This is a genomic window from Streptomyces rapamycinicus NRRL 5491, from assembly GCF_024298965.1.
In the GTDB taxonomy this organism is placed as follows: Bacteria; Actinomycetota; Actinomycetes; order Streptomycetales; family Streptomycetaceae; genus Streptomyces; species Streptomyces rapamycinicus.
In genome coordinates this window covers 5442662-5463110 of the sequence record NZ_CP085193.1, presented here as the reverse complement: position 1 = coordinate 5463110, position 20449 = coordinate 5442662, and the positions used below count along the sequence as shown (strand labels likewise).

General features: G+C 70.2%; 20 protein-coding genes and 1 riboswitch. Of the genes, 12 read left to right on the top strand and 8 right to left on the bottom strand.

Going from position 1 to position 20449, the window contains the following annotated elements; translation table 11 throughout:
- Nucleotides 1-44 precede the first annotated feature (44 nt).
- Both LIV37_RS22495 and LIV37_RS22490 read left to right on the top strand, forming a co-directional pair.
- Entirely contained in the window at nucleotides 45-332 is a 288-nt protein-coding gene (locus LIV37_RS22495) for a DUF4229 domain-containing protein (protein WP_020869405.1), read from the top strand.
- 375 nt (nucleotides 333-707) lie between these two features.
- On the top strand, nucleotides 708-2036 hold the full coding sequence (locus LIV37_RS22490; RefSeq protein ID WP_020869404.1) for a dicarboxylate/amino acid:cation symporter: 1329 nt from the start codon (nucleotides 708-710) through the stop codon (nucleotides 2034-2036).
- A 65-nt stretch (nucleotides 2037-2101) separates the two neighbouring features.
- Here LIV37_RS22490 and LIV37_RS22485 read toward each other — a convergent pair whose 3' ends face one another.
- Entirely contained in the window at nucleotides 2102-3454 is a 1353-nt protein-coding gene (locus LIV37_RS22485) for an NsdA family TPR-like regulatory protein (protein ID WP_121824632.1), read from the bottom strand.
- Nucleotides 3455-4506: 1052 nt separating this feature from the next.
- On the opposite strand from LIV37_RS22485, the gene LIV37_RS22475 reads away from it, so the two are divergent.
- A complete protein-coding gene (locus tag LIV37_RS22475; protein WP_020869403.1) occupies nucleotides 4507-4797 on the top strand; it encodes a hypothetical protein in 291 nt (96 codons plus the stop codon).
- Between the two features lie 433 nt (nucleotides 4798-5230).
- Here the strand turns inward: LIV37_RS22475 and LIV37_RS22470 are convergent, their stop codons facing one another.
- Nucleotides 5231-6001 carry a GntR family transcriptional regulator gene (locus tag LIV37_RS22470; RefSeq protein WP_020869402.1) on the bottom strand — a complete coding sequence of 257 codons (771 nt, stop codon included), beginning with the start codon at nucleotides 5999-6001 and terminating at the stop codon, nucleotides 5231-5233.
- A gap of 168 nt (nucleotides 6002-6169) precedes the next feature.
- Between LIV37_RS22470 and LIV37_RS22465 the strand changes: the two genes are divergently transcribed.
- From LIV37_RS22465 to LIV37_RS22450, 4 genes are all read left to right on the top strand, one after another.
- Nucleotides 6170-6529, top strand: a complete 360-nt coding sequence (locus tag LIV37_RS22465; protein ID WP_020869401.1) for an SCO3933 family regulatory protein — start codon at nucleotides 6170-6172, stop codon at nucleotides 6527-6529.
- Entirely contained in the window at nucleotides 6529-7842 is a 1314-nt protein-coding gene (locus LIV37_RS22460; RefSeq protein ID WP_020869400.1) for an FtsK/SpoIIIE domain-containing protein, read from the top strand. Before LIV37_RS22465 ends, LIV37_RS22460 begins: the two co-directional genes overlap by 1 nt.
- Entirely contained in the window at nucleotides 7839-8036 is a 198-nt protein-coding gene (locus LIV37_RS22455; protein ID WP_020869399.1) for a hypothetical protein, read from the top strand. The genes LIV37_RS22460 and LIV37_RS22455 overlap by 4 nt, the downstream gene beginning before the upstream one ends.
- A gap of 282 nt (nucleotides 8037-8318) precedes the next feature.
- Nucleotides 8319-9722, top strand: a complete 1404-nt coding sequence (locus LIV37_RS22450; RefSeq protein WP_020869398.1) for a replication initiator — start codon at nucleotides 8319-8321, stop codon at nucleotides 9720-9722.
- Nucleotides 9723-9863: 141 nt separating this feature from the next.
- Here LIV37_RS22450 and LIV37_RS22445 read toward each other — a convergent pair whose 3' ends face one another.
- Nucleotides 9864-11303, bottom strand: a complete 1440-nt coding sequence (locus LIV37_RS22445) for a recombinase family protein (protein WP_020869397.1) — start codon at nucleotides 11301-11303, stop codon at nucleotides 9864-9866.
- A 67-nt stretch (nucleotides 11304-11370) separates the two neighbouring features.
- Here LIV37_RS22445 and LIV37_RS22440 point away from each other — a divergent pair, with 67 nt between their 5' ends.
- Nucleotides 11371-11505, top strand: a complete 135-nt coding sequence (locus tag LIV37_RS22440) for a hypothetical protein (protein ID WP_020869396.1) — start codon at nucleotides 11371-11373, stop codon at nucleotides 11503-11505.
- Between the two features lie 61 nt (nucleotides 11506-11566).
- On the opposite strand, the gene LIV37_RS22435 is transcribed toward LIV37_RS22440, so the two are convergent.
- Nucleotides 11567-11887, bottom strand: coding sequence for a DMT family transporter (locus LIV37_RS22435; RefSeq protein WP_020869395.1), 321 nt, complete (start codon nucleotides 11885-11887; stop codon nucleotides 11567-11569).
- 33 nt (nucleotides 11888-11920) lie between these two features.
- A riboswitch (guanidine-III (ykkC-III) riboswitch) is annotated at nucleotides 11921-11984 on the bottom strand.
- Between the two features lie 8 nt (nucleotides 11985-11992).
- The gene (locus LIV37_RS22430; protein ID WP_020869394.1) at nucleotides 11993-13009 is read right to left on the bottom strand and encodes an alpha/beta hydrolase; all 1017 of its coding nucleotides are present in this window, start codon (nucleotides 13007-13009) and stop codon (nucleotides 11993-11995) included.
- A 222-nt stretch (nucleotides 13010-13231) separates the two neighbouring features.
- On the opposite strand from LIV37_RS22430, the gene LIV37_RS22425 reads away from it, so the two are divergent.
- The gene (locus LIV37_RS22425; RefSeq protein WP_020869393.1) at nucleotides 13232-13846 is read left to right on the top strand and encodes a TetR/AcrR family transcriptional regulator; all 615 of its coding nucleotides are present in this window, start codon (nucleotides 13232-13234) and stop codon (nucleotides 13844-13846) included.
- A gap of 77 nt (nucleotides 13847-13923) precedes the next feature.
- Here LIV37_RS22425 and LIV37_RS22420 read toward each other — a convergent pair whose 3' ends face one another.
- A complete protein-coding gene (locus LIV37_RS22420; RefSeq protein ID WP_020869392.1) occupies nucleotides 13924-15093 on the bottom strand; it encodes a lipase family protein in 1170 nt (389 codons plus the stop codon).
- Between the two features lie 99 nt (nucleotides 15094-15192).
- Nucleotides 15193-16299, bottom strand: coding sequence for an AraC family transcriptional regulator (locus tag LIV37_RS22415; RefSeq protein WP_020869391.1), 1107 nt, complete (start codon nucleotides 16297-16299; stop codon nucleotides 15193-15195).
- Nucleotides 16300-16484: 185 nt separating this feature from the next.
- Between LIV37_RS22415 and LIV37_RS22410 the strand changes: the two genes are divergently transcribed.
- Nucleotides 16485-16934: a cupin domain-containing protein gene (locus LIV37_RS22410; protein ID WP_020869390.1), complete on the top strand. Its 450-nt coding sequence runs from the start codon at nucleotides 16485-16487 to the stop codon at nucleotides 16932-16934.
- Nucleotides 16935-17066: 132 nt separating this feature from the next.
- Here LIV37_RS22410 and LIV37_RS22405 read toward each other — a convergent pair whose 3' ends face one another.
- Entirely contained in the window at nucleotides 17067-17270 is a 204-nt protein-coding gene (locus tag LIV37_RS22405) for a cold-shock protein (protein WP_014054052.1), read from the bottom strand.
- A 395-nt stretch (nucleotides 17271-17665) separates the two neighbouring features.
- Between LIV37_RS22405 and LIV37_RS22400 the strand changes: the two genes are divergently transcribed.
- Nucleotides 17666-18484 (top strand): menaquinone biosynthetic enzyme MqnA/MqnD family protein, encoded by an 819-nt coding sequence (locus tag LIV37_RS22400; protein WP_020869389.1) that lies wholly within the window; start codon nucleotides 17666-17668, stop codon nucleotides 18482-18484.
- A gap of 80 nt (nucleotides 18485-18564) precedes the next feature.
- The gene (locus LIV37_RS22395) at nucleotides 18565-20361 is read left to right on the top strand and encodes a serine/threonine-protein kinase (protein WP_121824635.1); all 1797 of its coding nucleotides are present in this window, start codon (nucleotides 18565-18567) and stop codon (nucleotides 20359-20361) included.
- Nucleotides 20362-20449 lie beyond the last annotated feature (88 nt).

The following is a 20449-nucleotide window of genomic DNA, read 5'->3' as shown; positions in this document are numbered from 1 at the left end:
TAAGCGAACTCCCCACAGAACTCCCAGGAGAGAGAGGACGAGTCGTGTCCTTCACGCCGAGCGCCGCGTTCCGCTACACCCTCATGCGCCTGGGAATCTTCGTCGGCTCGTTCCTGGCCATCTGGGGCCTGGTCTACTTCCGGGTGCTGCCCTCCGGCCTCGGCAGCGCCAATCTCTTCTGGGTGATGCTGCTCGCGCTGGTCGTCTCCGCGCCGCTCAGCTGGGTGATGCTGCGCAAGCAGCGGGACGCCATGGCAGTCGAGGTCGCCGAGAGGGTGGACCGCGCCAAGGAGCGGCTGGCGGCGAACCAGAGCCAGGAGGACGGCGTCTGACCGGCGCCGGCCTGTAACCCTCCTCACACCACCCCACACACTTCACCGACGCCCCTTGGGCCAGTTTCCGCTGGTGCAAGGGGCGTTGATGTCTTTTCGCCCCTCAGGCGCCCCCAGATGCCCTCAGGCACCCCCGGAAGTCAAAGATTTCCTTTGGGTTCCCCAAAGCGGCGGTGTTAACGTACTTGTCATGAAGACAGCAGCCGCGCCCCACATCGCAGCGAGCGTTCCGCTCGTGGCGCGCCTGCACATCGATCTTTGCCGCTGCCTGTCCGCGGCCTGTCGTCGCCGCTGATCCATCTCGCGCACAGCGGCCGGAGATCCCGTACGGACTCCTGGCTTTCTCCCCCTCTTACCTCCACCGGAGTGTGTCCGTTGTCGTCCGCCCTCAAGGCGTCCCCCCAGGGGTCGTCGTCCTTCCGCCTGCCCAAGGTGCCCTTCTGGGCGCAGATACTGCTGGGCCTCGTCCTCGGTGTGGTGCTCGGCTGGATCGCCCGCAGCGGTGATGTCGGCTGGCTGGTGACCACGCTCGACAAGATCGGCACCATCTTCGTCCAGCTGCTGAAGCTGGCCGTCGCCCCGCTGGTGTTCTTCGCGATCCTGATCTCGATCACCAATCTGCGGAACGTCAACAACGCCGCCCGGCTGGCGACCCGCACCCTGCTGTGGTTCATGGCCACCTCGCTCATCGCCGTCGCCATCGGCCTGGCGATCGGCCTGGTGACCAACCCGGGCGCGGGCACCGACCTGACCCCCAAGGACGGCGCCAAGCCCGACCACGCGGGCTCCTGGCTGGACTTCCTCACCGGCATCGTGCCGACGGACGTCATCACCCCGTTCACCGAGCTGAACGTGTTGCAGATCGTCTTCATCGCCGCCGTCGCGGGCGTCGCCGCCCTCCAGCTCGGCGAGAAGGCCCAGCCGATCCTCACCCTGAGCCAGTCGGTGCTCGAACTGCTCCAGAAGGCCCTGTGGTGGGTCATCCGCCTCGCCCCGCTGGGCACCCTGGGCCTCATCGGCACCGCCATCGCCGACTACGGCTGGAACCTGATCGGCAAGTACGCGACCTTCACCGCCGACATCTACATCGGCTGCGCGCTGGTGATGTTCGGCGTCTACCCGCTGCTGCTCGCGACGGTCGCCAAGGTCAACCCCCTGAACTTCTTCAAGGGCGCCTGGCCCGCCATCCAGCTCGCCTTCGTCTCCCGCTCCTCGGTCGGTACCATGCCGCTGACCCAGAAGGTCACCGAGCGGCTGGGCGTTCCCAAGGAGTACGCCTCCTTCGCGGTGCCCTTCGGCTCGACGACGAAGATGGACGGCTGCGCCTCGATCTACCCGGCGATCGCCGCCATCTTCATCGCCCAGATCTTCGACGTGAACCTCGGCGTCGGCGACTACCTCCTGATCGCCTTCGTCTCGGTGATCGGCTCCGCCGCCACCGCCGGCCTTACGGGCGCCACGGTCATGCTGACCCTGACCCTTTCCACCCTGGGCCTCCCCCTGGAGGGCGTCGGCCTGCTGATGGCCATCGACCCGGTCCTGGACATGATGCGGACCGCCACCAACGTTGCTGGACAATCAGTATGCACGTTGGTGGTGGCCGCGCGTGAGGGAATCCTCGATCGTGACGCGTACAACAACGTGAAGGGCGTGGACGTGAAGGACGCGGACGTCGAGCCGCAGCCGGTCGCGGCTGCTGCCTAGCCTGCCCACACATGATCAGGGCCCCGCTCCATGAGGATGCGGGGCCCTGATCATGTGCGCTGGGTTCAGAACGGAAGTTCGGGTCTGGCGGTGCCGCGCTTGATGGTCATGATCTGCTCATGGAAGTCGCGTGCAGCGGCCTCGCGCGGGTACCTGGCGCGCAGTTCCTTGTCCAACTCGTCGGCGACTAAAAGCAGCGACGGGAGGGACTTGCGGTCGGCTTCCAGGGCCGTGGTGCCCATGCCGATCGCTTCTTCGATCTCGCCCGTGCGGGCGGCGGCGACTCCGAGCGTGAGTCGGGCTTCTGCGGCGCGCATGGGAGAGATCTCGGTGCCGTCAGGGCCAGTGCTGATGCGGATCACTGAGCGGGCGTGGGTGGCGGCGCGCTCGTCGTCTCCGAGGAGACGGTAGGCGTCCATCTCGTAGAAGTCCCACTTGTCCGGGTCGATGATGAAGTGGTGTTCGGGGTGGTCCGGCCTGGGAAGTCGGTCCAGCCTGGCACGCCCGGCGTCGAGGGACTGGCGTACGAGTCGGGCGTCTCCCATGCGCGCGGCGGCGCGTGCCTTGTGGGCGTAGAGCTGGACGCCGACAGAATGTGTCTGGTCCGCCGTGTGTCCGGCCTCGACAGCATCGAGCATGTCTTGCCAACGGCTCTGTGTCAGGGCGAACCACGCTTCGATCTCCCACGCCCAAGCCTTGATCTCGCTGTGCCCTGCCTCCTCGCCTATCCGGAGTGCGGCGGCCTTGCTGAGATTGGCGGCCTCGCGCTGGCCCCGGTCGTACTGGACGCACGCGTTCAGCAGGAACAGCCATCCGGTGTCCACGAGGAGTTCCCGGTGCTGGCGGAGGGTCATCCGGCCTTCGAGCTGCTTGGTGACGTATTGCAAGCCGTTCCGGGTGCGGTCGTGCAGGTAGTCGGCATCGGCGTAGGGGTAGGCACGGGCCAGTTGGTCAATGCCTTCCTCGATCGATTCCAGGGCCGCGCTGTTGATACTGGACATCTCCGTGCGCCGCAGCATCTCCGCGATATCCCAGATGCCAGCGCCCCCCTGTGAGATCAGGGTGCTTGGATCTTCCAGGTGAGTGGTCCTGGCGGGTCGCTCCAGCTCCCAGGGGCGCGGGGCGACTCCCGCGAGGTGACCGGGGATGCGTAGACCGTCCACCACTTCAAGGATCTTGTGGAACTGAGTGATCCGTGGGCGAGCGCCCTTGCCGTCGGTCTCGGGCCGGGCCATCTTGCCGATGTGCTCGCGCTTGTAGCCGACGGCCTCGGCGATCTTGGCGTAGCTGATGTTTCCGTGGATCTTGGCCAGTCTGAAGACTTCGCCGAAGTCATGGTTGGCGATCGCCGACCGCACGTCTGCGCGCTCTAGTACATGAGGCGGCAGAGCTGCCGGTGTCGGTGCAGCTTCGGTCATCTCACTTCCCCATCGTGATTGACCTACGTCTCTTCTGGTCCGATCTTCGTTCTGATCTGTGTGCCCTCTCGTCTCGCGAGTGTACCCACGAGGGGGGTCCCCAAGAGGGGGGAGCGACGGCCGGGACCTGGGGTGCAACCTCGGGTCACCCTGCCGGGAGGGTCTCGGCAGATGTGATCAGAGACGGCGGTCCGTGTCGTGAACGCGAGGGAAACCCGGCAACGTGACCACGCGATGAATAAGCGGCCTCGTTTACTGCCGTGGCCGAACACGGCAGGGCGGCCCTGTTACCTGGTGACGGATGACAGCGACAGTCCTCTGTCGCAACTGGCTGACGAGATGGAGGCAGTACAACTCCACACCGCATCTGAACTCCTGGGCCGCGCGGGCATGTTGCTTGCTGACCCCCAAGCGGGCGAGGTTGAGATGCGGTTCTTGGTCAAGCGCCTGTGTGAAGGGCTGCGGGACACACTGAGGGTCGCCGAAAGCCGGGGCGGGCGGCTGCCTGCCTTATCTGACGGTGAGCCGCACGATCGCCCCGATGGCCCTTCTGCGCATGAGAGCGGGAGGCCGAATGAGTAGGGCTCTGCCCGGGGCCTCGAAGGAGTGGCACGTCGGTCCAGTGCCGGGGCGGGGTCTGCGCCGTGAAAAGGACGGCCACCTTGTGCTGCCTCTGGCGGTGGCCCGCTGCGGAAGGCACCTCGCGCTTGCGCCGCTGGTGCTGACGGTGGCGGAGGCAGAGCAGTTGCATGCCGCCTTGTGTTACGCGCTCGGCGGTGAGCCTGCGCCTGAGGATGCGCCGGAGTGCCGTAAGCCGGTTCGTTACCCGGGCGGCCGACAGAAGTACTGAGGTCGGTTCGGACGGAATCACGCGCAACAACTGAAGAAGCAACACCGGACCACCCCTGCGCCTGGTCAGCTCCTGGGGTGGTCCGGCTGGGGATCGATCACGAACCCCGGTGCCCGATGGTACCGGGGCTGTCGTCGTGCTTCCGCTCGACGTGCCCGGGTGAGGCTTTGTCAGGTGGCTTGCAGAGAAGGGAACTTGACCAATGTGCGGCCCTGGGGACGACGGGTTCGACGGTGAGGCGGCAGACCTGGAGGCGGGGATATGGGTGCGCGGGGTGGACTACCTGAGCGGCTGGCGGGATGCGAGGGAGGCTGCGGCCGAGCTGGGCGACGCGCTGAGCCTCGTCGGCGTGGAGGCGGCAGGGCTGCGGCTGCGTGCCGCTTCGGGCACGGACGGCTCCGGGGTGGTGCGGCTTGAGCTGTCGGCGGCGTCGGCGCGTGAGGTGGCGATGCTGGCGCGGGTGACGGCGGCCCGGCTGGGCAGGGCGGGCTGATCGGGGTGGCCGGTGGCGGGCGTGCGGTGCTGGATCGGCGCGCTGTGGGCACGCCGCTGGCCGTAGCGGCTTTTGGGCGGGAGCTGCCACGGGGCGAGAGAACAGGGGGCCTTACGCTGGCCCGGCGAATCGGGCGGGTCTGTGATCCTGCCCGCGTTTGCGACCGATCGGCCCCCTGTTCTTAGAGGCTCGCCCCGTGGTGGCTGCCTAAAAGCCGCGTAGGCCGTCGGCCCCAGCCACAACGCCCTCGCCCCGAACGGCGGTCGGCTCCTCGGCGAACGATCACGGGTGCGCTGACCCGTGCGGGCGGTGGGCGTCCGACGGGACCGGCGGCCACGCCGCAGCCCGGCGGGGCGGCCAGACCGCCCGGCGCGCCGCAAGGCGCGCCCTTGAGTAAGTGAAGACAGGTTTCGACACCTCGCCGCTCGGGGGCTCAGACGGCGCGGAGTTGGCGGGGGCTGTCGGCGGTGACGCGGTAGCCGAGTTGGGCGCGGTCGGCGCTGGCGCGGAGTTCTTCGAGGATCAGCGGGCGGTCGTCGGTGCCGTGGGTGACGCGGGCGGTGTGGAGGATCGGGGTCGCGTCGGGGATGTCCAGGGTGCTGCGCTCGTCGGGCAGGGGCATGCGGGCGCTCACGGTTTCGTGCCAGGTGAGTTTGAGTCCGGCGGCGGTGAGAATGGCGTAGATCTGTTCCGGTTCGGTGTCCGGAGCCTCTGCCAACTGCTCGGCTTGGTCGGCGGTGGCGAGCGGGATCAGCACGCTGTGTAGTGCGCGGGTTCCGGTGTCGGGGTCGGTCAGCAGTCGGTCAACGCCGAAGAGGGCTTCCCCCTCGGCGAGTTCGAGCAGTGGGCCCGTGATCGCGGTCGTCGCAGTGCGGTAGATGGCCGGAGTCTCGGCCCGCTCCCATGCGTGGTGGCCGGTGCGGAAAGTCTTGCCGCTGCGAGTGATGGTGCGCTCGATGGTGACCGCCGGGGCGGGCAGGGCGCGGACGTAGCTGCCTTTGCCGTGGATGACTTCGATGAGTCCTTCGGCTCGGAGTGCGGCGATGGCCTTGCGGACGGTGGGGCGGCTGACCTTGTAGCGCTCGATGAGCTGGGCCTCTGAGGGGAGCGGGCTCCCGGGCTTGTACTCGCCTGCGGCGATGCCGCTGCGGATCTCGGCTGCTACCTGCTGGTACAGCGCTCCGGGGCGTTGGATCTCTCCCATGCCGGGCTCTCCTCGTCACCTGTCGTCTGCGGTTCTGACGTGAGCTGATGTCACTCGTAAGCATAAGTACTTGCCTCCCGCCGTCAAGGCAGGCATAGTCGAAACTCGTAAGCACGAGTGACGTCACGTGACGTGTGGCGTCTGACTGGTCAAGGAGGCCCACAACCCATGCAGTCCATCCCTGTGGACACCACCCGACTCGGCGTACTGCGGTGCGCGGTCGGGCCTGAACCGAAGATCGCGGACTTTGAGAGCAAGGAGGTCAAGAAGGACCGGGACGGCAACACGATCTACACCGTCGCCGTGACGGTGCGGCAGGACGGGCGGCGCGTCTCGGTGATCGAAATCGCCGTCCCCGGAGAGCCCAAGGGAGTCGTGGAGGGCTCTGAGGTGCGGGTGACGGGCCTGGAGGCGTTCGCCTGGGCCATGGGCGACCGTCACGGCATCAGCTTCCGCGCCGCTGCCATCACCCCCGTACCGGCCTCCGCCTCGTCGGCAACGGCGGCGGGTAAGGGAGGTGGCGCGTGATGTTGAGTCAGCTTCTCCTGCCCCTCGCGCTGGTGGCACTGGCCTGGACGCTCGCCTTCGCCACCCGTCTGCCGGAGCGGTGGCCCAACTGGCGCTGGTACGTGACCGGGTACCCGCATACCGCGCTGCGGGTGATGGTCACCTGGCGCAAGGTCGCTCACCTCAATGACCTCACTGTCTCCCACAAGCCCAACCGTCGCCTGCTGGGTGACCTGGCAGTCAAGGGGGACCCCTTGCGCTCCCACGCCCCCCGCTGCTCCATCCCCCGCCCGCTGCCGAACGGGCTGTCGGTGCGGGTGCGGCTGCATCCGGGGCAGACTCCGGCTCCGTTCCTGGCGGCGGCTGAGGCGTTAGCGCACGCCTGGCGGGTGCACGCGGTGCGGGTCGTCTCTCCCGAACGCGGCGTCGTGCTGATCACCGCGACGGCGGCTGATCCGCTGGAACACCCCGAGCAGCCCACGGGGGAGGTGCCTGGGTCGCTGCTGTCGGCGGTGGTCGGCGCGCTGGAGACCGGTGGCGCGTGGGTGATCGACTTCCGCCAGGTGCCGCACTGGCTGATCGTCGGCGCAACCCGGACGGGCAAGTCCACCCTGATCGCCCGGCTGATCACCGAGCTGGCCCCGCAACCCGTCGCCATCGTCGGTATCGACTGCAAAGGCGGCATGGAACTGGGGCTGTTCGCCCAGCGGCTCTCGGCTCTGGCTACCTGCCGCAGTGAAGCGGTCGCCGTGCTCGGGGCACTGGTGGTCGATGTCCAGGACCGGATGCGCACGTGCCGTGCGACTGGGGCGCGCTCCATATGGGAGCTCCCGGAGAAGGAACGCCCGGTGCCGGTGGTCGTGGTCGTGGATGAGATGGCCGAGCTGTACCTGACCAACGGGGCCAGGGAACAGCGGGCCGAGGCTGAGCAGTGCTCGACCTATCTGCTCCGCTTGGCGCAACTCGGGGCGGCGCTGGGGGTGCATCTGGTGGTGGCCGGACAGCGGGTCGGCTCCGATCTCGGGCCGGGGGTGACGGCGCTGCGGGCCCAGCTGAGCGGCCGCGTCTGCCATCGGGTCAACGATCCGGGAACGGCCGAGATGACCTTGGGTGACCTGAACAAGGATGCCGTGGCGGTGGCGCAGTCCATCGGGGAAGCCGAACAGGGCGTCGCCGTAACCACGGGCGGTACAGGCGGCTGGATGCGCGGGCGGTCTCACCTGACCACCCCCGCCGCCGCCCAGGTGACGGCGGCCGAGTACGCGGGGCTGGCGTTCCGTCTGCCCGGGGTCGCCCGTGCCCTGGAAGACCTGGACGGAGGTGAGAGCGCATGAGCGAGTCTGCGGCTCTTCCGCTGGCGCTGCTGTTCGGGCTCGCCACGGTCTTGCTGGTCCGCTCCCGTGAGGTGCGGTGGTGGGAAGCGCTGTTGATCGGTCTGTTCGGCATGTACCTGGGCCAGACACCCGTCATCTTCACCGCCGATGGCCTCGTGAACTGGCTCCTCTCCGGCTTCGCCCACAACGGCTAGACACTCTCGGGAGGCCCCACCAGATGACCATGCGTCGTGTCCGCTGCCCCGTCTGCAAGGGGGAGCGCTACCGCAGGACCCGCACCGGCCGACGGCGGCGCTGCCGCTGCTGCCGAGGCACCGGCACCATCCGCTAACCCACACCACCAGGCCCCGCTCACGAACGGGAGTGATCGCCATGGACGACACCCACCCATCCACATCCATCCGTGCCGCTGCGGCGGCCCACCCTGGGAGGTCCCCACCATCACCGCCGAGATCACCTCGGCTGACAGGCGCGCCGTGCTCGACCGTGCGGCGCGCCTGCGTCAGCTCTCCGAAGTTGACCAAGACCTGATCCGCTTAGTCCAAGATCCCCGCTTCGACCGCTGGGTAGAGCAGATCGCCACTACCGGCGGCTGCGCTCACCCGATCCACCTCACCGGCTCGACCACCACTTGCAACACGCTCACCGGTGAGGTACTGCACCACTACGACACCCGCGATGAGCCTGGCGAACGGCTTCTGATCCGCTGCCGCAACCGCCGCCAAACCGTCTGCGCCCCCTGCTCCCGCCTGCACGCGGGCGACACCTTCCACCTGGTGCGTACCGGACTCGTCGGCGGCAAGACCGTACCGGCGGACGTACGGGAGCGGCCCCGGCTCTTCCTCACCCTCACGGCCCCCAGCTTCGGACCCGTCCACCACGTCACCGCCGACGGCCAGCGCTGCCGACCGCGACGCGACGGCGGGCGGTGCGATCACGGCCGTCCCCTCGGCTGCCCGGCCGTCCACGACGCAGACGACCCGCTCACCGGACAGCCGCTGTGCCCCGACTGCTACGACTACCCGGCACACGTCCTGTGGCACGCGCACGCGGGACGGCTGTGGAAGGCGTTCACCGACAACCTGTACAACCACCTGGCGGCCCGCGTCGGCCGCACGCGTACCGGCCTGCGGCGCAGCCTGCGCATCTCCTACGCCAAAGTCGCCGAGTACCAACAGCGCGCAGCCGTCCACATCCACGCTGTGGTGCGGCTCGATGGCGCACGCGGGCCGGATGATCCGCCCCCGGCCTGGGCAACGGCCGACGTGCTCACGGCCGTGGTCCGCACCGCAGCTGCGGCCGTACGCCTCCGTACCCCCTTCAGCGCGGCCCTGGGGGAACACGAACTGCGCTGGGGCGCCGAACTCGACGCCCGGCCGCTGCGGGCCTTCGGCAGCGGTGAGGGCCTGGCTGATGACGCGGTAGCCGCCTACGTTGCCAAGTACGTCACCAAAGGGGCCACCGACACCGGGGCCGGACTCGACCACCAGATCACCACCCCCGACGACATCACAGCCGCCCCCGTGTCGGCACACGTGCGCGCCCTCATGCGTGCCTGCTGGCGCCTCGGCGGCCTCCCCGAACTGGAACCGCTACGGCTACGCGCCTGGGCTCACACGCTCGGCTACCGGGGCCACATCCTCACCAAATCCCGCGCCTACTCCACCACCTACACCGCACTGCGCGCCGAACGAGCCGACCACCAATCTGGCGGGACCGAACTTGCCGATCCCGACCTGATCACGGAAGCCCATTGGCGTTACGTCGGCTCCGGCCACACCCCCGGCGCGGCCCTCATCGCCGCTGGGATCGCTGAAGACCTGGCCTTGAACCGCGAAGCCGCCAGGGACGCGTGCCGGGAGTGGGGCGGGTGCCTGTGACAGAACCTGCCACAGGCACCAACCCTCAGGAGCCGCCGGAGTGGATCGCCGAGATCCTGGCCCGGTGGATACCGCCGCCGGACTACGACGCTCGGCTATCGGCCGTGGTGGACGGTTACCTTGCCGATCAAGTGAAGAAGATCAACCCTGCGAACCATCCGGCTCGGCCCCGACCGGCCAAATCCTGATCGAGCCGAGCTCGGGAGGCTTCTTCCGCCCCCTGCCCACGCTGAAGACCTCGACGTGATCGATGACACTCGCCACGATGGCCCGGCGGCGTTCGAGGTTCTGCATGTCCTCGTCCTTCCACACGGCCAGGGCATCAGTCTCGGTGCGGGTCTCCCTGACGACCGAAGCCGCTTCGCGAGTCCGGAGCGTTTGCAGATCGCTGCGGAGGTGGGTCAACGAGTCGTAGTAGTCCTCGTCCTCCATCCGTCCCTCCTTCCAACGATTGCGCAGCCCTCGGATGCGTTCCTCCAAGATCTTGATCTCGCCAGACAGGTCTTCGGAGGGTGCTGCCTGCGCCTGCGGCCTCCGCTTCGCCAGCGCGGCCTCTACTACCTCATTGATACGAGCCTCGATCCAGTCCAAGCGACGAATGACCTTGCCGCATCCTCTCTCGCCATTGGCCCCGACCTGGGAGGAGTGGCAGGCCGTCCGACGGAAGGTGCGCCCCTGGATGGTCGCCCACTGAATCCGCATGGTCGATCCGCAGTGTCCGCACTTCAGGAAGCCTGAGTACAGGTGCTTTCGCTTCCCGGAGCCCTTCCGGGCGGGAGTGGCACGGCTGTCAAGGATGGTCTGTACGTTCTCCCACTCCTCCCGCGTGAGCGGGTGGGGGTAGACACTGTCTCCGATGTCCTGCCCCTTGTAGGAGACGATGCCGCCGATGCGCTCCGAGCGGTACACCCTCTTGACCTTCTGGATGTCCCAGGCGGTTCCGGCTTCCGGGGTCCGTGCCCCTCGCTCGTTCCACGCACGGGCCACATCTCCGGGCGTGCCCCGGTCCAGGAGGATTTGGTAGCCGAGGCGAATCAGTTCCACCTCCCCGGGCTCCACCTCCTGCAAGTTCGACCCTTCCTTGAAGCCGAACAGACGGCTGCCACCGGCGTGGGGCTTGCCCTGCTCGCGACGCTGGAGCAGGGAGTTGTTGACCCGTTCCGACATGCGCTCAGTCTCTTGCTGGGCTACTGCGCCCTTGATCGTCAGGATCATGCGCCCGTTCGCGGTCGCTGTGTCCTCGCCCTCTGTCGTGGCGAAGGCGAAACCGTGTTCCTTCTGCTCTTCCAGGAAGTACGTCAGCTCGGTGATGCGGCGCGTCAGACGGTCGATCGAGTAGACGACGATGCCGTCAATCAGCCCCTCGCGGGCGTCGCGCAGCATCTCGGTGTACGCGGGACGCCGCCGCTTGCTCGTCGTCGACGCCGACGTATCGTTCTCCGGGTAGACCTTGAGTACGCCCCACCCCATCCGCTCGCACAGTTCGCGGCACGCCTTCTCCTGGCGCTGGATGCCGAGTTCCTGCCCCTTGCGGTCCTTGCTGATGCGGACGTAGATCCCCACCCGCGTCGGCCTGGCCATGTTCGTGTCCCCTCCGTTGGCCGCTCCCGCACTGAGCAACGTACATACTCGGGGAGCGGTTACGAACGTGGCCGGGCAGTCGCTGATACCGGTGATCGTCTCGGCTCGCGAGAAGATCCTCGACCACGAGGCGTACGCCCACGCCAGCGCCTCGCCGCTGGACGACCACGACGAGCCGGAGCCCCAGCTGGCCGCCGCGTAACACCTGCCGGGCGACAGGCGGTGCCCCCGGACCTCTCCTCGGTCCGGGGGCACCGTGCCGTTCACTCGCCCGCCGTGGCCTCCAGGCCCACGATGGCGACCAGCAGCAGGAGCAGGAAGAAGATCCGGGCCGGGGTGACCGGTTCGTGGAAGAGGAGCATGCCCAGCAGGGCGGTGCCGACCGCGCCGATGCCGACCCAGACGCCGTAGGCCGTGCCGATGGGCAGGCTCTTCACCGCCACGCTCAGCAGCCCCATGCTCACGATCAGACCGGCGACGGTGAACACACTGGGCCACAGCCGGGTGAAGCCGTCGCTCAGCTTCATGCCGATCGACCAGCAGATCTCGAACAGCCCGGCCGTGAGCAGCAGGACCCATGCCATGACGGCACCTCCGTGAAGTCTCTCGATTACGGGGGTGCGTCGTCTTTGCGGGTCCCGGTACGGCGCGTCTCGTCGGGTCCTCCCGACCGTAGCAAACCTCCCGCGTCAGACGAGCCGGGCGGTGAGCAGGGGGAGGGCGCGGGTGAGTTCGCGTTCCCAGTAGGGCCAGGTGTGGGTGCCGGGGCCGTAGAGGTGGGCGGTGATGTCCAGGCCGCGGGCGCGGGCGCGGCGCACATAGCGCTGGGCCATCTCGCCGAGGCCGCGCTCCAGGCCGTCCTCGGGGCGGCCCGGCGGGTCGAGGGGGCCCGGGGTGCCGTTGCCGCAGGCGACGTAGAGCGGGTAGCCACGGGGGAGCCGGGGGACGAGGGCGTACGGGTTGTGGGCGTCCCAGAGCGCGGACTGGGCGGTGGGGTCTCCCCAGAGGGCCGTCGGGTCGGCGCCCTGGCCGGTAAGGATGGCCTGGACGCCGGCGGGGTCCAGGGTGGTGTGGATGACGCCGCTGAAGGAGGCCGCCGCGCGGAAGAGGCGGGGGTGGCGGGCGGCGTAGGAGAGGGCGCCGAAGCCGCCCATGGACAGCCCGGCGATCGCCCGGCGGCCGTTGGCCCGCAGGGCGCGCTCCAGCAGGGGGCGCAGCTCGGCCAGGTGGAAGGTCTCCCAGGCGGGTGGGCCGTAGTGGCCGCCGTTCCACCAGTCGGAGTAGAAGCCGGCGGGGCCGCCCTCGGGGGAGACGATCAGGGCCGGGGTGGCGGCGGTGATGGCCTCGACATCGGTGTTGCGGGTCCATGCCTCCCAGCCGGGGCCCGGGTCGCAGCAGCCGTGGAGCAGGTAGAGGACGGGCCAGCGGCGGTGGGGTCTGCGGTCGTAGCCGGTGGGGAGCAGGACGCGGGCGTGGCCCTCGCGGCCCAGGGCGGGCGAGTCGATCGTCAGGTCCAGGACGCGCTCGTCGACGCGCTGGGCGGCGACGAGGCGCGGTCGGGTGGACGCCGTGCGTCCGGCAGGGTCTTCCGGGGACCGGGCCTTCGAGGAGCCGGGCTCCGGGGAACGGGCTTCCGCGCGGGCGGGGAGGAGCGGTGCGGCGGCCAGCGCGGTCAGCGCGGCGAGCGTGCGACGGCGGTTCGGCATCGTTCGTTCTCCTTCGCGGCACTGCGTTACGGAGCTGAACGGGGCACGGTGCGTGGTCAGTTGAAACTTTGATGTCGTCGGGCGGCCGTGGCAAGAGCGCTGACGGTGGTCCCACGTAGGCTTGTCCGCGATATGTGTGCGGGGGCACGATCGAAGGGGGCGGCCTGCGTGGGCGGGGCGACGGGGAGCAAGCGCGTACCACGGGCGGTGCGGGAGCAGCAGATGCTGGACGCGGGGGTGCGGGCCTTCGCGCGCAGCGGCTATCAGAACGCCTCGATGGACGACATCGCCGAGCTGGCCGGGGTCTCCAAACCGCTGGTCTATCTCTACCTCAACTCCAAGGACGAGCTGTTCACGGCGTGCATACGGCGGGAGGCGGCGGCGCTGGTGACGGCGGTCCGGGCCGCCGTGGAGCGGGACGCGCCCGCCGACCGGCAGTTGTGGAGCGGGCTGAGCGGCTTCTTCGCGCACACGGCCCAACATCCCGACGGCTGGACGCTGTTGCATGTGCAGGCCCGTACGCAGGGGCGGTCCTTCGCCCGCGAAGTGGTCGCGATGCGGGCGGAGATCGTGGAGTTCGTGACGCAGCTGATAGGCGCGGCGGCGCGGGAGCAGGCCCGCGGAGAGGCGCGCGCCCGGACCCTCGCGGGCACCGAGGTGTCCGGGCTCGCGCACGCGCTGGTGGGCGCGGCCGAGTCGCTCGCGGACTGGACGGCGGACGGGCGAGCGGGTGGGCCGTCGGCCAAGGAGGCCGCGGCCACCCTGATGAACTTCGCCTGGGCCGGGCTGGGGAATCTGCTCCAGGGGCACGGGTGGTCGCCCGAGCGGGTCGGCTGACGGGTGGGGCGGCGTCCCACGGTGTCAGCCGGGCCCACACGGTGCGGTTACCCCGCGCCGGGCCCGTCCGCCGGGCCTCATGCGGCGCAGTCGCCCCGCCTCGGCTCGTCCGCCAGCCGTCCGGCCATCCACTCCAGGGCCGTCGGTATCCCGGTCACCGCCGTGGTGACATGGTCCAGTGGGTAGTCCTTCCACTCCACCGGCACTCCCCGGGCGCACCAGCGGTCGCGCAGCGCAGCGCCGACCCGGTACGGGATCAGCTCGTCCAGCGTGCCCTGGTAGAGGTAGACGGGACGGTCGGGGGAGCGGGTGCCCAAGAAGGAGGCGCGGAGCGCCAGTTGCCAGGCCGGGCTGGCCAATGGGTCCCTTACGGTCACCTCGGACCTGTGCTGGAAGAGCCCGCCGATGGTGCTGAGCGACACGCAGTTCCGCTGCATGAAGTCCACATAGCCGCGGCCCCGGTCGTTGAGGTACGAGTCGAGCCGCAGCGCGGGGAAGGCCGCGTCCTGTCCGGTGAGCGCCATAAGGGCGAGCCCGGCGCCCGGTCCGCCGTCGTTGTACTCCAGCGTCGTGGGGAGGTCGGCGGGCACGCCTCCGGCTACCGTGCCCTTGAGCCGCAGCTCGGGGGCGTACGAGGCATGCAGTTCGGCGGCCCAGCCGGCCGCCTGGCCGCCCTGGGAGTAGCCCATGATGCCCACGGGCGCGTCCGGTGAGAGCCCGGCCTCCGGAAGCCGCTGGGCGGCGCGCGCCGCGTCCAGGACGGCATGGCCCTCGGACCGTCCGGCCGTATAGGTGTGGTCGTCCGGGGTGCCCAGGCCCTCGTAGTCGGTGACGGCCACGGCCCAGCCGCGGCGCAGCGCGAGGTCGATCAGCTGGGCCTCGCTCGAGGTGCCCCGCGGGAAGCGGCCGGACACCGCGCAGTCGTCGGCGAGGCCGACCGCGCCGATGCCCCAGGTGAGGAGCGGCCGGGAGCCCCGCTTGCCGTCGTCGGGGACGAGGACCGTGCCGGAGACGACGTCGGGGCGGCCGGTGGCGGTGGTCGAACGGTAGGTGATGTGCCATGCCTTGGTGGCGGTCGGCACCCCGGGCCGGGTGTGGAAGACGGTGGGGGCGGAGGTGACGATGTCACCGGGTCTGCCGGTGCCGGCGGCCGGGGTGCCCGAAGCGGCGGCGGCCGGGGCGGCGGGCAGCGCCGAGGTCAGGGCGAGGGCGGCGAGGCTGGCGAGCACGGTGGTGCGGACGCGCATACGGCTCTCCCAACGGTGCGGGCGGTGCGCCTTGGCGATGCTGAGTCGCTCTGCGAGGACCGTAGGGACGAGCGGGGTGTCTGTGGCTGACCGCGGCGCTCAGATGTGCTGACTCCACGTCTCATGTCGGTATGCGCCCGGTGTTGTCCCGGTCCAGCGCCGGAATGCCCGGTGGAACGCCGTGTCCTCGGAGAAGCCCAGCCGCAGGGCCAGATCGGCGATGGGCTCGCCCCCCTCGGCCAGGCTGCTGACCGCCTCGTCACGCCGCACGGTGTCCTTGAGCTCCTGGAAGGACGTGCCCTCCTCGCGCAGCCGCCGCCGCAGCGTGGCCGGGCTGACCGCCAGCCGGGCGGCGACCTCGGGCAACTCCGGGAGCCGCGCGGTGTGCCGGGCGCGAGTTGGCCGCCACCCCGGCACGTCGGCCGGGCCGCCGCGCGTCCGCAGCGCGCCCGTGAGCGCGTGCCGCACCTGCTCGGCGACGGTCGTGCCGTAGTCGCGGCGGCTGAGCAGCCCGGCGGGCGCGTGCCGCAGCAGCGTCTGGAGCGTGGACTCGTCCTGGACGACGGGGGCGGTCAGCCAGCGGCGGTCGAAACCGGCCGCGGTGCGCGGTGCCCCGAAGCGGGGCGGGCAGCCGAAGAAGGGCTCGTAGTCCTCGGCGTACGGGGGCGGGGGATACGCGAACTGGGCCCACAGCAGCGGGATCCGGCGCCCGATCAGCCAGCCCGCGACCCGGTGCCAGATGAGCATGAGCCATTCGGCGACGATATGGCTCTCGGCCGCCGTGAGGGCGTCCTCATGCGGGCCCAGTCCGCCGCGCAGGGCGAACACCGCCTCCCGGCCCCGGCCCGCGCCGCGCTCCAGGGCCAGATTGGGGCCGCCCGGGAAGAGCCGGTAGAAGCGGGCGCCGCGCTCCACCGCCGTGCCGAGGTCGGGGCAGCCCAGGGAGGCGTAGCACATCATCGCGAAGGTGCCGGGCCGGCTGCGGATGGTCCCCAGCCCCAGGAACTCGTCCCCCGTGGCCCGGTGCAGGGCGCGCACCAGCCGGGCGAACTGCTCGGGCGAGACGCGGGCGCGGTCGTCGGTGAGCAGCAGTGGGGGTATCCGGGCCCGCTGGAGAAGGGGGACGGTGTCGAGGCCGAGCCGCTGCGCACCGCGCAGCGCGGCCCGCACATGGTGCACCGTCACCGTCCGCCGCCCGTGCCCCATGGGCAAAACCGTAGCCCGAGCGGGCGCGCCGCGTCAGCGGTGCGTCGCCGGGCCCCTACGCGCCGTGAGCACCGTAAGGACGACATGAGCGCTTCAGGGGCGGTATGAGCGCCTGGAGAAGGGCGTGCGGTCCCCACGGGCTATCCTCGACGGGCCCGGACGGACGTGTGAGAGCGGGGAACGACATGGCCACGACCCGACGGCCCGCGACGGCCGAATGGCTCGGTCTCGAGCCCCATCCGGAGGGCGGCTGGTACCGGGAGACCTGGCGCAGCGATGTCACGGTGCGGCCGCCGGGGTACGACGGCGAGCGCGCGACCGCCACGGCGATCTACTTCCTGCTGACTCCCGGTGAGGAGTCCCGCTGGCATGTGGTGCGCTCGGCCGAGTTGTGGCTGTGGCACAGCGGCGGCCCGCTGCGGCTCCGGCTGGGCGGTACGGGCGACACCCCGGAGGCGGCGGCCCCAACCGAGGTGCTCCTGGGCCCCGATGTCGCCTCCGGCCAGCGCCCCCAGGTCGTCATCCCGCCGGGCGTCTGGCAGGCGGCCCGTCCGGAGACGGACGAGGAGGTCCTGGTGAGTTGTGTGGTCTCCCCGGGCTTCGACTTCGCCGACTTCCGGCTGCTGGAGGACTGATCACATCCGGGCACAGGTCCCGGAGAGCCACAGGCTCCGAAACCACGGGCCCCAAAGGCAGGAGCCCCAAAAGGCAGGAGCCCCGCCTCCCCGCTGGGCGGGGAGCAGGGCTCCTTGGGTGGTGCTGCTTGATCAGACGGGGCTGACGTTCTCCGCCTGGGGGCCCTTCGGGCCCTGAGTGACGTCGAAGGTCACGGCCTGGTTCTCCTCGAGAGAACGGAAGCCGGTCGCGTTGATCGCGGAGTAGTGAACGAAGACATCGGGGCCGCCGCCGTCTTGGGCGATGAAGCCGAAGCCCTTCTCGGCGTTGAACCACTTGACGGTTCCGGTAGCCATAAGCCCTCCTTGGGCCAAAGGGTTGCCCTGCTCCAGAACCTGCAAGAAGTCTGAAAACTACAAAAGCCTGCGGTTACATGCTCCGCAGGCTCTGTACTGCAAGGAAACCAAACTGCAACTTGCGGCGAGCCTAGCACGCTCCGTGTGCACGAGGAAAGAGCCGAAGATCACGAAAACGAGGGGTTTCCCTGGCCTCCAGGATGGATAAGATCGCAGGTCGAGCGCTTACCGGTCGGTCAGCGCAAGGCCGGCCGACCACCCCGCCGCCATTACCCGGGGCGAGCGGGGCTAGCCTCCGAGACGTGGACAATTCACCGAGTTCCCCCTCGCGGAGTACACAGGACGCCTCAGAAAGCCTCAGACCGCCCGGCGGCCATCGGCTGAGTCGGCCAAAAGTGGGGCACATCCAGTACCTCAATTGCATGCCGCTGTACTGGGGCCTCGCCAGGACCGGATCCCTCCTGGATTTCGACCTCACCAAGGCGTCTCCCGACGCCCTGAACGACCTGCTGGTCCGCGGCGATCTCGACATCGGCCCGATCAGCCTGGTGGAGTATCTGCGCAATGCCGACGATCTGGTCGCGCTCCCGGACATCGCGGTGGGTTGTGACGGGCCCGTCATGTCCTGTGTGATCGTCTCGCAGCTGCCGCTCGAGCAGCTTGACGGGGCGCGCGTCGCACTCGGTTCCGCCTCGCGCACCTCCGTACGCCTGGCCCAACTGCTGCTCGCCGAGCGGTACGGACTCGCCCCCGACTACTACACCTGCCCACCCGACCTCAGCCTGATGATGCAGGAGGCCGAGGCGGCGGTGCTGATCGGCGACGCCGCGCTGCGGGCCAACCTCCATGACGCGCCCCGGCTGGGCCTGCGGGTCCACGACCTGGGCCAGATGTGGAAGGAGTGGACCGGACTCCCCTTCGTCTTCGCGGTGTGGGCCGCCCGCCGCGAGTACCTGGAGCGGGAGCCGGAGATCGTCCGGCAGGTCCACGAGGCGTTCCTGTCCTCGCGGAACCTCTCGCTGGAGGAGGTCGGCAAGGTCGCCGAGCAGGCGGCGCGCTGGGAGCAACTCGAGGCGTCGGTGCTGGAGCGGTACTTCACCACCCTCGACTTCAGCCTCGGCCAGGCGCAGTTGGAGGGCATCGCCGAGTTCGCCCGCCGTACGGGGCCGACGACCGGGTACCCCGCGGACGTCCGGGTCGAGCTGCTGAGCTGACCTCCCCGGCCGCACGACCTGCGGTGGATGGCCGGAACACCCCCTAAGCTGGACCGGCGCACGGAGGGGGAGGCAACGCGATGGATCCGCTGGGAGCGGACGATCCGCAGGTCATCGGCGCCTATCGGCTGCTCGGTCGGCTCGGTTCGGGCGGTATGGGCCGGGTCTTTGTGGGCCGAAGCGCGGGCGGGCGCACGGTCGCGGTGAAGGTCGTGCACGCCCATTTCGCGCTGGACGAGGAGTTCCGCGCCCGTTTCCGGCGCGAGGTCGACGCCGCGCGCCGGGTCGGCGGTGCCTTCACCGCACCGGTCCTGGACGCCGACCCGGAAGCACGCATTCCGTGGGTGGCCACCGGCTATGTGGCGGGCCCTCCGCTCAACCAGGCCGTGACCGACGAGGGGCCGCTGCCCGAGTCGTCGGTGCGGGCGCTGGGCGCGGGGCTCGCCGAGGCACTGGCCGCGGTGCACGCCCTCGGCCTGGTCCACCGCGACGTCAAGCCGTCCAATGTGCTGCTCGCGCTCGACGGTCCGCGGCTGATCGACTTCGGTATCGCCCGGGCCACCGAGGGCACGGTGTCGCTGACTTCGACCGGCGCCTCCATCGGCTCGCCCGGCTATATGGCGCCCGAGCAGATCCTGGGCGAGAACGTCGAGGGCGCGGCCGATGTCTTCTCGCTCGGCGCGGTGCTGGCGTACGCGGCGACCGGTGAACCGCCGTTCCCGGGCGACACCTCGGCCGCGCTGCTGTACAAGGTGGTGCACGACGAGCCCCGGTTCGGCCGCGAGCTGACCGGGGAGCTGCGCGATCTGGTCGCCGCGTGCCTCGCCAAGAACCCGGCCGACCGCCCCACCCCCGAGCAGATCGTGCGGCGCCTCGCCCCGGAGGACGGCGCCTCGGGGCTGGCGCGGCCGGGCTGGCTGCCGGGGGCGCTGGTCGAGCGGGTGAGCCGGCGGGTGGTGGAGCTGCTCGACCTGGAGGCGGAGGCCGTGGCCCCGCCGTCCGCGCCCGAGTCGGCCGATGCCCGGCCGGCCGATGCCCGGCCGTCCGGCGCCGGGTGGCCCGTCACGGAGCCGCCCGCCGAGCCCTCCGACGCCGCCCCGCCCGCCGAGGACCGTCCGACCCCGCCGCCCACCCCGGCCCCGGGACCGGCCGCGCCCGTGCTGGGCGCCTTCGGCCCGCCCGACCCGTCGTACGCCGACAGGCCGCAGTCGTACGCCGACAGGCCGCGGGGGGAGGACCGGTCCGCCGCCCACCCGCTCCCCGCCCCGCCGCCGTCGAAGCCGGGCGGCGGCCGCAGCGTCTCGCTCTCCGCCGCCGTCGGCGGTAAGAAGCGCCCCAAGGCGCTGAGCTGCACGCTGGTGCTGTCCGTCGCGGGCGCGCTGGCCGCCGCGACGACCGCCGCCGTGCTCTTCCAGGTGCTCCCCGGCGGCTCCGACGACAGTTCCGACCAGAACGCCGGCGCCAAACCCCGTCCGTCCGCCACGGAGCGGCAGCCGGGAGCCGGGGACACCGGATCCGAGAAGGGTGATGTGTCCAAGGCGTTCATCGGCACCTGGCAGGGCGATCTGACCTCCGACTCGGGCATCCCGGTGGGCGCCCTGACCATCACCTTCCGGCAGGGGCCCACCGGGCGGGAGGTCGCCAGTGGCCGGGTCAAGCTGTCGGTACTGCGCTGCGACTTCACATGGAAGCTGGTCTCGGCGGCCCCGAAACAGCTCCACCTCGACGCGCGCCTCAAGGGCTCCGAGCCCCAGCAGGGGTGCAGCGACGCCTCCACGGACGAGCAGTTCACCCTCACGTCCGACGGAACGATCAGCTACCAGGCGAAGGACGAACAGGCAGGCGATCCCACGGGCACCCTCCGCAAGCTCAAATGAGCGCGGAGCGACGGATGCGGCGGGTGCCGGGGTTACGGATGTGCCTGACACGTACTCGTACAGCCGTACAGGCCCTGGCGTACTCTGG